Source organism: Sediminibacillus dalangtanensis (assembly GCF_017792025.1).
Lineage (GTDB): Bacteria > Bacillota > Bacilli > Bacillales > Amphibacillaceae > Sediminibacillus > Sediminibacillus dalangtanensis.
Window position 1 is genome coordinate 3,726,305 of sequence record NZ_CP046956.1, and the last position, 12,191, is coordinate 3,738,495.

At 45.1% G+C, this 12,191-nt stretch carries 10 protein-coding genes; 3 read left to right on the forward strand and 7 right to left on the reverse strand.

Annotated features, from left to right (window positions below):
* The first annotated feature begins 25 nt into the window (after positions 1 to 25).
* Positions 26 to 1,213 carry an MFS transporter gene (locus tag ERJ70_RS18185; RefSeq protein ID WP_209366149.1) on the forward strand — a complete coding sequence of 396 codons (1,188 nt, stop codon included), beginning with the start codon at positions 26 to 28 and terminating at the stop codon, positions 1,211 to 1,213.
* A 275-nt stretch (positions 1,214 to 1,488) separates the two neighbouring features.
* On the opposite strand, the gene ERJ70_RS18190 is transcribed toward ERJ70_RS18185, so the two are convergent.
* The 4 genes from ERJ70_RS18190 to ERJ70_RS18205 all read right to left on the reverse strand — a co-directional run bounded on the left by ERJ70_RS18190 (position 1,489) and on the right by ERJ70_RS18205 (position 5,856).
* Positions 1,489 to 2,802: a lysine N(6)-hydroxylase/L-ornithine N(5)-oxygenase family protein gene (locus ERJ70_RS18190; RefSeq protein WP_209366150.1), complete on the reverse strand. Its 1,314-nt coding sequence runs from the start codon at positions 2,800 to 2,802 to the stop codon at positions 1,489 to 1,491.
* A gap of 63 nt (positions 2,803 to 2,865) precedes the next feature.
* The gene (locus ERJ70_RS18195; RefSeq protein ID WP_209366151.1) at positions 2,866 to 4,179 is read right to left on the reverse strand and encodes a purine/pyrimidine permease; all 1,314 of its coding nucleotides are present in this window, start codon (positions 4,177 to 4,179) and stop codon (positions 2,866 to 2,868) included.
* Between the two features lie 102 nt (positions 4,180 to 4,281).
* Positions 4,282 to 5,199 (reverse strand): DUF1002 domain-containing protein, encoded by a 918-nt coding sequence (locus ERJ70_RS18200; RefSeq protein ID WP_209366152.1) that lies wholly within the window; start codon positions 5,197 to 5,199, stop codon positions 4,282 to 4,284.
* A 276-nt stretch (positions 5,200 to 5,475) separates the two neighbouring features.
* The gene (locus tag ERJ70_RS18205) at positions 5,476 to 5,856 is read right to left on the reverse strand and encodes a RidA family protein (RefSeq protein WP_209366153.1); all 381 of its coding nucleotides are present in this window, start codon (positions 5,854 to 5,856) and stop codon (positions 5,476 to 5,478) included.
* 131 nt (positions 5,857 to 5,987) lie between these two features.
* Between ERJ70_RS18205 and ERJ70_RS18210 the strand changes: the two genes are divergently transcribed.
* Both ERJ70_RS18210 and ERJ70_RS18215 read left to right on the forward strand, forming a co-directional pair.
* A complete protein-coding gene (locus ERJ70_RS18210) occupies positions 5,988 to 7,031 on the forward strand; it encodes an oxidoreductase (RefSeq protein WP_209366154.1) in 1,044 nt (347 codons plus the stop codon).
* Positions 7,032 to 7,420: 389 nt separating this feature from the next.
* The gene (locus ERJ70_RS18215; RefSeq protein ID WP_209366155.1) at positions 7,421 to 7,822 is read left to right on the forward strand and encodes a secondary thiamine-phosphate synthase enzyme YjbQ; all 402 of its coding nucleotides are present in this window, start codon (positions 7,421 to 7,423) and stop codon (positions 7,820 to 7,822) included.
* Between the two features lie 609 nt (positions 7,823 to 8,431).
* Here the strand turns inward: ERJ70_RS18215 and ERJ70_RS18220 are convergent.
* The 3 genes from ERJ70_RS18220 to araA all read right to left on the reverse strand — a co-directional run bounded on the left by ERJ70_RS18220 (position 8,432) and on the right by araA (position 12,161).
* Positions 8,432 to 9,169, reverse strand: coding sequence for an NAD-dependent protein deacylase (locus tag ERJ70_RS18220; protein WP_209366156.1), 738 nt, complete (start codon positions 9,167 to 9,169; stop codon positions 8,432 to 8,434).
* A 151-nt stretch (positions 9,170 to 9,320) separates the two neighbouring features.
* On the reverse strand, positions 9,321 to 10,442 hold the full coding sequence (locus ERJ70_RS18225) for a GntR family transcriptional regulator (protein ID WP_209366157.1): 1,122 nt from the start codon (positions 10,440 to 10,442) through the stop codon (positions 9,321 to 9,323).
* A 246-nt stretch (positions 10,443 to 10,688) separates the two neighbouring features.
* Positions 10,689 to 12,161, reverse strand: coding sequence for an L-arabinose isomerase (araA, locus tag ERJ70_RS18230; RefSeq protein ID WP_209366158.1), 1,473 nt, complete (start codon positions 12,159 to 12,161; stop codon positions 10,689 to 10,691).
* Positions 12,162 to 12,191: the final 30 nt, after the last annotated feature.

Genomic DNA, 12,191 nt, shown 5'->3' on the forward strand with positions numbered 1-12,191 from the left:
AATTGCTAAAAGAAACTTGTTCATCATGTGGTTTGCCAACTTTTTTATCGGCGGCAGTATGACCATGATCCTGCCGTTTATTTCGTTATACATCGAAACGCTTGGCGATTTTTCTGATACATTTGTACAAAACTGGTCGGGGTGGACGTTTGGAATAACCTTCGTTGCCGCCTTCACCTTTTCTCCGATTTGGGGAAAGATCGGAGACCGATACGGAAGAAAACCGATCCTTGTCATTTCGGCAGCAGGACTTTGTGTATCTGTTTTCGCGATGGGCTTTGTCACGACGGTTTGGCAGCTATTCCTGCTCCGGCTGTTCATGGGGGTTTTCACTGGATTTATTTCGATGTCGCAAGCACTGATTTCCACCCAGACTCCGAAGCATATTGCCGGAAAAGTATTAGGCACGTTACAGACCGGAAGCATCACCGACAGCTTGATGGGGCCGTTGATCGGCGGTGCGGTCGCCGATGCACTCGGGTTTGCCACAACATTCAAAAGCATATCGATCGCTTTGCTCATATCGGCCTTGCTCGTGCTATTCGGCATCAAAGAACAGCGAATGGAGGAAGAAGCCGGCAGACAAGCATCCTATACAAGTAAGGAAGTCGTCCTGCATATCATCCGCCATCCTGTCCTGTTGATCGTGATGCTTGTCTCGATGTTTGTCCAGATCGCTCACTTCAGCATTCAGCCGATTTTATCCTTGTATGTGGCAGAATTGCACGGTCCTGCCAATATCGCCTTTTTTTCCGGCATCGCGTTTTCGGCGGCAGGGCTTGGCAATTTGTTGATGGCAAGGAATTGGGGGAAAATCGGAGACCGGCTCGGCTATATAAAAATCCTGGTGTTTTTATTATTCATGGCCGGTATTGTCTATTTTCCCGGAGCCTTTGTCACGAACATTTGGCAGTTGGTTGTTTTGCGGTTCTTTCTTGGGGTTGCAATTGGCGGCATCATTCCCGTACGTATCGCTTATATCCGGCAGGAAGCTCCGATTGCCATGCAGGGAGAAGTGCTTGGCTACAATACCAGTATCCGCTTTTTCGGTAATATGATCGGACCCGCACTGGGAGGAATGTTGTCCGGCTTCTTCGGTTTCGCCTCCGTGTTTTTTGTCACAAGCAGCTTGCTTGTTCTGAGCGGAATTGTTTTACTCGGCACAATGTATCGCCATCCTGCCTTATCAGGGCAGCAGTCTCATTCCCATTGATGTTGAAATGATCGAAACATCAAAAGAAAGTTCCTTTATCAAAAAGTTATGGGACAAAAGCATAGTGGTCCAAGCAAAAACCGAGCAAATTCGAACATTTAGCCTGTCGAATTTCGTTCGGTTTTTTGATTTCCTATAACCTGAAAATTAACTTGGCAAGTAAGATACCTTTTTAACTTTTCAATGATCGCAAACACCCACTCCGGAAGGTACTTCGCTTGCCGTAGCGATGAGAACCACTCCATAAGTTTAGGTTTTGTTCCAATCTCAACTCTTTATCGATCATTCATCCATGTGAATTGTTGAAAAATGGTATCGCGCCGATTCGGATAGACTTCCCTGCCGGCGATCCGATTGATAATGTGCACATTTCGCTGAACAGCCAGGCCTAGGTTGGTCGCTCCCGCTCCATGGGAATGCTCCAAATTGGTCAAGGTAAAAAACTGGTTCGGCCGCCTCTGCTTGAAGGCAAGTTGATAATCTCTCGTCACCTTGAACCGTTTGTCGTCCTCCCACTCAATTTTAGCCGCAAACCGATCCTGGAACCAATCCGGAATGGCAGGTTGGTATCCTGTGGCAAGGACCACTTTATCGGTTTTAAAGGAGAATGTTTTGTCCTGCTGCCATTGATGACAGGTTAGCTGGTAGCCATCCTGATCTTTCGTAATATCTTTTATCTCTGTCAACGGCTGGATGGTCACCGGAATTTTCCGGCCGCCATGAGACTTCTGATAAAGCGTGTTGTAAATCTCCGTCAAGGTGTCCGGGTCGATTCCTTTTCGGAGCTTGTCCAACATTCCCAATGTATGGTTACGCTCCTCAAAACCGAGGCCATGAAAATAATCAATATAATCCGGGGAAAAGAACTCCTGTCCCAGCTTGGCCTGCTCCAATTGGAACAGACCAGGAGAACGAGTAAACAAAGCCAGATGGCAGCCGATCCTGTCCTGTTCTCTCAACAAATCGAGAAACACTTCGGCTGCACTCTGTCCAGAACCAACAATCGCAATACATTCTGCTTCGAGCAGATTCTCCTTTTCCTCCAGATAGCGGCTAGTATGAATCACGTCACTGGCCGGCATCCCTTCAAGCGAATTTGGTACGGATGGTGTACTTCCAGTACCCATCACGACATGGCGCGCATAGTGTCGGGTGCGCTTTTCGGTGTTAACAGCTTCTACAACCAACTCATAGTAGGGGTCGTTTGCATCCTGGTGATCCAGAATATCGACAACCCGTGATTGAAAATGAAGATTATCCAGCTTTCGGATCACCCACCTTAAATAGTCATTATATTCATTCCGGGGGACCTCAAACTTTTTAAAGAAATAGAATTGGTACATCCGGTTGCGCTCATGGAGGAAGTTCAAATAACTGAAGCGGCTTGTCGGATCTGCGAATGTCACCAAATCGGCCAAAAATGGAACTTGTAAATCCATTTCTTCGATTAACATGCCTGGATGCCAGGCAAACTCCTGCGATTCATCAAAAAAAGCGGCTTCCAGTTCCGGCACTTTATCGAGCAATGCAGCAAGTCCGAGGTTATAAGGACCGAGTCCTATTCCGATTACATCCTTTACATTGTCCATTGGCGAGCACACTCCATCCTTGAAAAATTGATTCGTAATAGGTATCCCCAAGGGTTGGTTATTTTACGCTGGACGACTTTTTCCTGTTTCTCTCCAGCACTGTTCCAGCACAATGACCAAAACGGTTCCAACCAGCAGGCCGTTGCTCGCCAAATTTTGAATCAGCACTGGAAGTTCCGCGAATACCTCCATCGGTAAAAACATACAGCCAATTCCGAATAGGTAGGAAACGCCGATGATGGTCAACCGTCTGGAATCCAACGGCTCGCTGGCGACATTGCTAAGACCAAGTCCCATCAGCTGTACGAAAGTCGCGAGGATAGCGGCATTGGCTATTGGTGCAGGAATGCCGGAGATCCAGGCCACGATCGGCGGAAAGAAGGCAACGATGATCAATAACCCGGATGCATACAAAAACGGCCGCTTCCTCGTTTGTCCGGTCATTTTGATAAATCCAGCCGACGTTGCAAGCGGCACGTTGGCAATCGCCGAAAACATTCCGACCAATCCATGGTTGACCCCGAGAACCGTGCTGCCTCTATTGATTTGACTGCTCGAATAGGAAGGTTTTCCATACACCGACTGGCTCGTTGCTACTACGGAAGCCACCACGTTCGACAGCAAGATGACCGCTGTAATGAAAGCGATCGGAACCACACCCCAATCCATGTTCGGGACTCCCCAGGCAAACCATTCCGGTACGGAAAAACCGGCCACATCCACTGTCTGGGAGGGTTCATTCCCAACAAATATGCTGTAGGAAATCCATCCGATCACAATTCCGATCAGTACGGCATAATTGCCAAGCCAACCTTTGCCGAAAATCGACAGGCCCAACACAATAAAGAAAGTAAGAAATGCCAGGATTGCTTCTGTACCGTGAATCGCTTCTACTTCCTGTTGGATACCGAGCATCCCCTCCAGAAACGTACCGCTCAATTGAATTGTCAGCAGGAACAAAAACGATCCCGTTACTAGTGGGGTAAACAACGGCAACAGCTTCTCAGCAAGACGGAATACCCCAAAGATGACCAGAAAACCACCGGTGAACAGCATCGCTGTCTCTACTGATCGCAGTGTCTCTCCTGTACTCATTCCTTGCTGAGCCCCAGTGACCGCCATCACGGAAAAAATACTGATCCACAATCCCGCAGGGCCTTCCATGATGGGCAATCGATGTCCGAGCAGGCCTTGCAATAGCGAGGCAGCCCCGACAATAAAAAAAGTGCGCTGCATTAAGCCGGCGACTTCGATAAAGTTCATTTCATATAAAGAACCAATGACAATTGGCAAAGCAACTGAGCTGGCCAACAAAAAAATGAACCATTGCAACGTCTCAAGCCCGGTTTTGGAAATCGATGTATTGGAAGAATTCATGCTAATCTACGCTCCTGTAGTCCAAAATATGGATAATTCTTTTCCTATCATAATAGGAAAAAGCCGCTATCGTCTATTATAGCGGCTTTGCAATAACAATTTTTAATTGAATAACCCTTTGATTCCTTCGAACAACCTGTTAAAGAAATCGGCCACTCCCTGCCAGAAGCCTTCATTGCCGGCAACTTCATCAAGTTTGGAACGAATATCACCGGCGATGTCATCCAGTTGGCTACGTACATTGTCAAAATCGATATTGATGTTACGCATTTTTTCAAAAAGATTCGTGAGCATTTGTCTGTCTTCTTCGCTCAACTCGATATTCATCTTATCCAGTTGTTCCTGGACGATTTGTTCTACTTCTTCCTTGGTTGCAGGATTTTGCTCTGCAATTTGCTGCTTGATTTGAGTGAGCAATTCACTGACTTTTTCTTGGTCCATCCCTTCCTCATCGGCAAGATCGGTCGCAACATCCAATTCTTCATTGGCTACTTCCATCCGATCTTTATCGAGCGATTCGCCTTCTACGTTAAACGCTTTGTAAATACCGGTGAGCGCCGAATGACCTGTCACTTTTACCGGGGAAGCGACATCTACTACCGCATTTTCCACTCCGGCAGTCAACAAAGCATTCGCATACATTTCATTGGTAACCTGTGTGATATTTTCGGAATTGACGACATTGATCACTAATCCACTACCTTCTTCTGTGCGGGTGATTTTTGCCGAGGAATACATCCGGGAATTCGGGTCACCATCAATGTAATTGACTAGATCCTCAGCCGTTACGATGTACTCGTCCACCGATTCCGGATTCTCGACATCCAGGAGCTTTCGTACTTGGTCTTTCTGGGCTTCTGTCAGTGTTTCTCCATAAACAACCCGGGGAACTCCTAACTTTTCATTGATCACTTCACCGCTTTCTTCCCCGTTACCGTCACTGGCGAATACCGTGGTGGCTGTACTGACAAATCCTATGACTAACATCAAAATGAACGATAATTTTAACCATCTTTTCATTGTGTTAACGTCTCCTTTTTTCAAAGCGAGTAATAATGGTTGTCCCATCATTATTATTATGCTGGTTTTTTCATAATATGGGAAGAATATTTTGAGAAGTTATTGGAACAAACATACTGCCAACTTTATCAGTATCTCCGGGGAAAGGAATCGGCCTAAAGGCGTATTTTTCTCGGAGGCATACTTCAGCAAATGAGGACTGAACACGAAGTGCCGGAAAATCATGAATGGTGAGAGAGTACAAGGAGGACAGCAAATTGCAGTCCTCCCTCCCTTTTACTCTTTTACTGCCAGTACGTCCATCTCGATGCAGACATCTTTCGGAAGCCTGCTGACTTCCACGGTCGCTCTCGCTGGATATGGCTTGCTCAAATAGCTGGCATATTCTTCATTCACTGTTGCAAAATCATCCATTGATGTGAGGTAAATCGTAAACTTTGCGACGTTGGCAAACGTCAGATCTGCCTCTTCCAGTACTGCTTGGAGATTTTTCATCACCTGGTTGGTTTGCTGTTCGATCCCTTCCACGACTTCACCTGTAGCTGGATCGATTGGAATCTGACCGGATACAAACACAAATCCTCCTACTTCGATGGCCTGAGAGTAAGGACCAATTGCCTGTGGGGCAGCTTTTGTTTGAATTTCTTTTCTGTTCATCAGCTTTCTCCTCCCATTCTCCTGAGTCTTTTTCTATTTCCAGTCTATCATATTCAAGTCCTCTCAATAAGCTTTATAGAGCCTGCATGTTACAATAGGGAAAACAAACGGAGCAGCGAGGAGGATATACTATGGATAAAATCAATGTCGGCCTTGTCGGTTATGGATTTTCAGGAGCAGTGTTTCACGCTCCGCTGCTAAAGGTTTCTGAACAGTTTGCTATCACCAAAGTGCTCACTTCCCGGCTTGACGATGTGGCTAAGGACCTTGGGACAGTAGAAGTTGTCGATGAATTAGACGACATTCTCCAGGATAGGACGATAGAGTTGGTTATCATCACCACTCCCAATCAATTTCATTTCGATATGGCCAAGCGCAGTTTAACAGCAGGTAAACATGTGGTACTGGAAAAACCGATGGTGCTCACCAGTAAAGAAGCAGAAGTGCTCATTGAATTGGCAAATCAGAACGACCTCATGCTCAGTGTTTACCAAAACAGGCGCTGGGACAGTGACTTTTTGACCCTCAAAGAATTGATTCAAAACGAGAATCTGGGATCTATCAACACGTACGTCGCTCATTTCGATCGATTTAATCCGCAACCGAACCAACAATGGCGGGAGCACCGTCAAAGAGGCTCCGGGATGCTCTATGATTTAGGTTCTCATCTAATCGATCAAGCCTTATATTTATTCGGTGAACCGCAGGAAGTATTTTGCGACCTTTGGAACCAGCGGGAAGCTTCGCTGGTAGATGACTATTTTCATATCATCCTGGGTTACCAGCGCATGCGCGTGATTCTGCATTGCGGATCGATCGTCAAGCACCAGGGACCGAAATTCATGGTGCACGGCAGCAAAGGGAGCTTTATCAAGTATGGGATCGATGGACAGGAAGCTGCCCTGAGTGCAGGAAAATTACCAGATCAAGAGGATTGGGGGGCCGATAAACCGGAATTCTACGGGAAGCTGTATGTAAACGAGGTTGGACAAGAGATGGAAAAAACGATTAATACCGTTCCCGGCAATTACCCAGCTTATTATCAGGCGATTTATGAGTGCATCCGGCATGGCGCTGAAAACCCGGTTCCAGCAGAAGATGGACTACGTACCATCAAGATTATCGAAACAGCAGTGAAAAGCAGCAAAGAAAAGGCAGTAATACGGCTTTACTAAAGCCATTAAGCAAATGATGGTGCGTGTCGCAGTATAGATTTCCTAATTTTCAGGAACTGCCTGGATGGAAGATGGAACAAGATGAAACCTCTTATATTTCCATTCCGATTGCCAGCAATAGCATATTGTCTGGGACAACCCAAGCAAAGCATGTTTTGGCGTTTCGCTGCGGGAATACACTACGCTTTCCGCGGGCGGCTGCTGAGCCTCCTCGAGCTACGCTCTGCGGGGTCTCACCGATGCCTTCCCTCCCGCTGGAGTCTCCGTGTATTTCCTCTGCTTACCGTGTGCTTCTTGTATCAAGACGGATATCGGGTAAAGCTTATTTCTTAACGAATGCTGTAATACATCTTTTTCTAAAACACCAAAAGGATGAAAGGAGACTCGTCATGAAGAAGATTTTTCAAGTAAAAACAAGCAATCACTCTCAGATGATCGACATTACCGATGAATTGGAAGCCTGGATTAGAGAAGAAAATGTCGATGAGGGGATACTCGTTGTTTCCTCTTTGCATACCACTGCAGGAATCACAGTGAACGAAAATGCAGATCCTGACGTGAAAACAGACTTTTTAATGCGCCTTGAGGAAGTATTTCCTTGGGAACACCCGAAGGACAAGCATGCAGAAGGCAACACCGCCTCTCACTTGAAAACGAGTACGGTCGGCCATGCCCAAACCCTGATTATATCCAACGGCAAGCTTGAGTTGGGCACATGGCAGGGTGTTTACTTTTGTGAATTCGACGGCCCGCGCAGCCGGAAATACATGGGGAAAATCATGAAGGGATAAATGTTAAAGAGGCCGGGACAAAAGCATGGCCACTAAAGAAAAAACCGAACGAATTCTAAATTCCGACCAGATTCATTCGGTTTTTATTTGTATATTCTCGTTTTATCCTGTTGTTTGATGTGTGCTTCGAATCGCTACGTTTTTGTGCTCTGATTTCCACATGATCAAGACAAAATGAACCGTATTCTTCTATTGGCTGATAGGTATCTAAACAGGGAAGAAGACGAAAGGCTTGGGGTTCCTTTTTTCATAGCATAAAAATGATAAAGAAGTACTCCTGGTTTCCATGCGGCTTCGCTTTCTATCCGTAACGGCAATAGGCAAAACACACCAGAAGAGAAGGTATCTCTATCTAACGGAGGCAAGGTACGCAGACTCCTGCGGGATGAGCGCGAGCTGAAGATCCACTTGGCAAAGCGGTATTCTTTGCCAAGCTAGCTGAAGCCGTGCCCGCGGAAAGCGAAGTACCTTGCCGGAGTGGGAAGTTGTACTTTTCATGAGAGAAGGATAGAACGGTTTGCTTTTTGCTAATCAAATAAAAACCAACGAAATGTGGAATCGCTCGGTTTTTATTTTGGTCACGATGACCTTTTGTCCCAGGCTCTTCTCTTATTCCTCTTGTTTCAACTCTTCGATTGTCTTGCCTAAATCGGCATGGATGACAAAATCAAACTGATCATCCATCGGTGTCGGTTCCCGATTGATCAATCCCGATAGTTTCCGGCCACTCCATGCGTAAACCGGCAACAGGTTAAATGGCGATACGAGCAAGGAAGTACCCATTACCAGTAATAGGTCTGCCTGTTGTAAAGCTGCTTCTGCTTCAGCATGCTTGGTGATCGGATCGCCAAATAAAACGATATCCGGTTTTAAAATATCGCCACAACCAGCCTGGATGCAGTGTGGCACTTGTTCGGTCATTACATGCTCTAATGGATACTGCGTTCCGCAGGCAGGACAAGTTGCTGTATTTAGATTACCGTGGTATTCAATCACATGTTGGTTTCCTGCAGCGGTATGCAAGCCGTCTACGTTTTGGGTGACTATAGAAACTTGCTTGCCCTTCTGTTCCATTTCACGCAAAAACAGGTGGACATGGTTCGGGGCGTAATTCTTCAGCAGCTTCAGTCGGAAGATTTCCTTGTATTTCATCCAGAAGTCTTCCGGATTACGTTGAAAGTACGCTCGCGACATATAGTATTCTCGTGATTGGTCTTCCCGCCATATTCCGTTGGCAGACCGAAAATCAGGAATGCCGCTTGCCGTGGACACACCTGCCCCCGTCAAGACTGCAATCGTATTGGCTTTATCTATTTCGACTGCCAGTTTTTTCACTTGTGACTCCAAGAGAATGACCCCTTTTCTTCGATGTTATGGCATTATCTTATAACTAGAGCCCGCTTTATGTAAATAATCAACCAAAGGAATAGGTGGGTTTACCAAGAATAAATAGGAGCCGGTTTAACGGAACAATGTCTAACTAAACCGGCTCCCATGGCTAACTTTTAACTACATTTGTTTGCTTCGTCGAATGCCTGAGAATTAGTTCCGGATCGTAAACGATAGAGGATATTTCCTTATCACTTGATTTCATCCGATTATTTTTACCTTTTATGATGGATAAAATAACTTCTGCCGCCTTTTTGCCCATTTCGCTTTTCGGATGTTCTATCGTTGTCAGCTTCACTTCTGACAATTGCGCTAAAATAGAATCATCATACCCTACAATGGAAATATCATCTGGTACCGACAACTTTCTTTTTCGCAAAACATCTAATATATTTAAGGCGAGCTCGTCATTGTAGCAAACCAAGGCAGTGGGCGAATTGTTGGAGGAAGCCAAAATAGCCTCCAACTCTTCCGAAGGCTTTTTTCTTTTCTCCTCGGTTTTATAAGTAATGATGTGTTGAGGATCGATTTGCAATTGATTGGCACGGTGGGCTTTAATAAAACCTTTCATCCGTTTTATCCCCTGAATATCATCTGTTTTAAAGAAGCCAGCTATATTTTTGTGCCCTTGATTGATTAAATGCTCCGTTTGTATATAACCGCCTTTTTCGTCGTCCATCACGATATACAAAGGTTCTAATTCCTCATAGAAGGCATTAATCATTAAATAAGGAACATTCAGTCTCTCCAGGTTCAAATAAAGGTTAATATTAGGATTACTGAAGGCACTGCGGGTAGGTTCGACGATGATTCCATCATAATGCTGAGTCAGTATTTTCTCTAAAATCTCTTTCTCCGTTTGATGATTATTATTCGTACTGAATAATGATACATTGTACCCTTGTTCACTCAAATAAGACTCCGCTCCGCGAATGATTGAAGGAAAGATGTAATCCGATATATATGTGGTTATTATCGCTATGTTTTTATTGTTTGTTTTATCGATACTATTTTCATTCAATCGGTCGGCACAAAAGGTGCCGGCACCCTGTTCCCTGTAAAGCCAGCCCTGATTGACCAAATCTCCTATTGCCAGGCGGACAGTATGCCGACTGACATTAAACTGCGCCATTAATTCGCTTTCAGAGCTAATCTTTTGATTCGGTTGAAATGTACCATCGAGTATCTTTGACTTTATCGCCTGTTTTACCATATTGTGTTTTGTCTGCATGTAAACACCTCTGTCTATTGTGTGGCCTGCATTAAAGTTATTCGTATAAGTTTCTCTGTCAGTATATCACCTCTCGACACAGAAGGCTATCCAGCCTGTTTAACTTTCTCAGAAAAACGTGTCTGAGGACAAAAGGATAGTGGCCAAAGTAAAAAAACCGAACGATGAGTCGAAATCCTAAGATTCGAACTCGTTCGGTTTTTTTCTTGCAGATCATGTTGTAACTGTTCAGCTCGATTCGCTCCATTATTTCCAAATGGCCTGATTCCATTTCAATTCATTGCGGAAAGGCCGTAGTTTTGTATCCTTATCGATGACGAGACATTCAATTTCTGCCATTTCCGCAAAGTCCTGCAATTGTTCCGTTGTTACCTTAAAGGATAAAACGGTATGGTGAGCTCCTCCCGCGTAAATCCAAGCTTCCGTTGCCTCTGCAAGAGATGGCTGGGGCTTCCAAAGAACTTTAGCAACCGGAAGATTAGGAGTATCTACTGCTGGTTTTTCTGCCACCACTTCATTGACCACCAACCGATACCGTCCTCCCAGCTCAATCAGAGAAGCGTTAACAGCACCTCCGCCTTTTCCATCAAATACTAAACGTGCCGGAGACTCTTTATTCCCCATCGTCAATGGATTGACAATAACTTCCGGTTTGGTAGCTGCCACGGACGGACATATTTCCAGCATATGGGAACCGAGGACCATTTCATTACCTGGTTCTAAATGGTATGTATAATCCTCCATGAAAGAAGTGTCCTCATTATTTGCAATAATCTTCATCATGCGCAATAAAGCCGCACTCCGCCAATCTCCTTCACCGGCAAATCCGTACCCATCTGCCATAAGCCGTTGTGCCGCAAGCCCAGGCAATTGTTTCATTCCATGTAAATCTTCAAAGTTGGTAGTGAAGGCTGTGTAATTGCCCTGTTTCAGGAACTGTTTAAGCCCAAGTTCTATCCTGGCTTGTTCTTTGATTGCTGCAACTGAAGTTTTTTGTTCATCTATCGTGTACAGCTGTTTATATTCTTCATATAGTTGATCTACCTGCTGAGGGCTGATTTCATTCATCACTTCTACCAAGTCACCAATGCCATAGTAATCGACCGACCAGCCGAATTTTATTTGCGCTTCCACCTTGTCTCCGTCCGTAACAGCTACATTACGCATATTATCGCCAAACCGAGCCACTTTGATATTTGTTCCCTCGACAAATGCCACAGCAGTCCTCATCCAACCGCTGATTTTTTCCAGTACCCGATTATCATTCCAGTATCCGACAACAACTTTACGTGGTATTTCCATTCTGGTGCCAATAAAACCGTACTCCCTATCACCATGGGCAGATTGATTGAGATTCATGAAATCCATATCAATATCCTGCCAAGGAATATCACGATTGTACTGCGTATGAAGATGGAGCAACGGCTTTTGCAAAGCTTTGAGACCAGCTATCCACATTTTTGCCGGGGAAAAGGTGTGCATCCAGGTAATAAGGCCGGCGCAATTTTCATCTGCGTCAGCTGCTTGTATAAGTCTGTGAATCTCATCAGCTGTCGTCACTACCGACTTGAAAATGATACGGAAGGGAAGGTTTCCTTGTTCATTCAACCCTGTCACCATACTTATAGAATGCTTTTCTACTTTCTGTAGTGCCTCATCTCCATATAAGTGCTGACTTCCAGTAACAAACCAAAATTCATAAGGCTTTAATTGCAACATTTGAGTTCCTCCTCTATTTTTAAGCGGTTT